Origin of the sequence: Pseudogemmobacter humi, from assembly GCF_900609055.1 — a bacterium.
GTDB classification, from domain to species: Bacteria; Pseudomonadota; Alphaproteobacteria; order Rhodobacterales; family Rhodobacteraceae; genus Pseudogemmobacter; species Pseudogemmobacter humi.
Genome location: NZ_UXAW01000128.1, coordinates 1 through 276 on the forward strand (window position 1 = coordinate 1; position 276 = coordinate 276).

Below are 276 nucleotides of genomic sequence, written 5' to 3' on the forward strand. Positions count from 1 at the left end.
CTCGACCCACCATCGCCTGCTCGGGGCCTTAGCTCAGCTGGGAGAGCGCCTGATTTGCATTCAGGAGGTCATCGGTTCGATCCCGATAGGCTCCACCAGCAAGACCACTCTGTCCGGCGAGAGTTCGTCGCGAAGCGAGCTTCGGCCGAAAGGCCAGCGCGCCGCGAGGCAAAGTCTGGGGCCTTAGCTCAGCTGGGAGAGCGGCTGAATCGCATTCAGCAGGTCATCGGTTCGATCCCGATAGGCTCCACCAGTGTTCACATGATCATCAGCAGC

2 tRNA genes are annotated in these 276 nt (G+C 61.2%); both read left to right on the top strand.

From position 1 onward, the window contains the following. Positions 1 to 22: 22 nt before the first annotated feature. A tRNA-Ala gene (locus tag XINFAN_RS20195) sits at positions 23 to 98 on the top strand. Between the two features lie 79 nt (positions 99 to 177). Then, positions 178 to 253 (top strand) — tRNA-Ala (locus XINFAN_RS20200). Positions 254 to 276 lie beyond the last annotated feature (23 nt).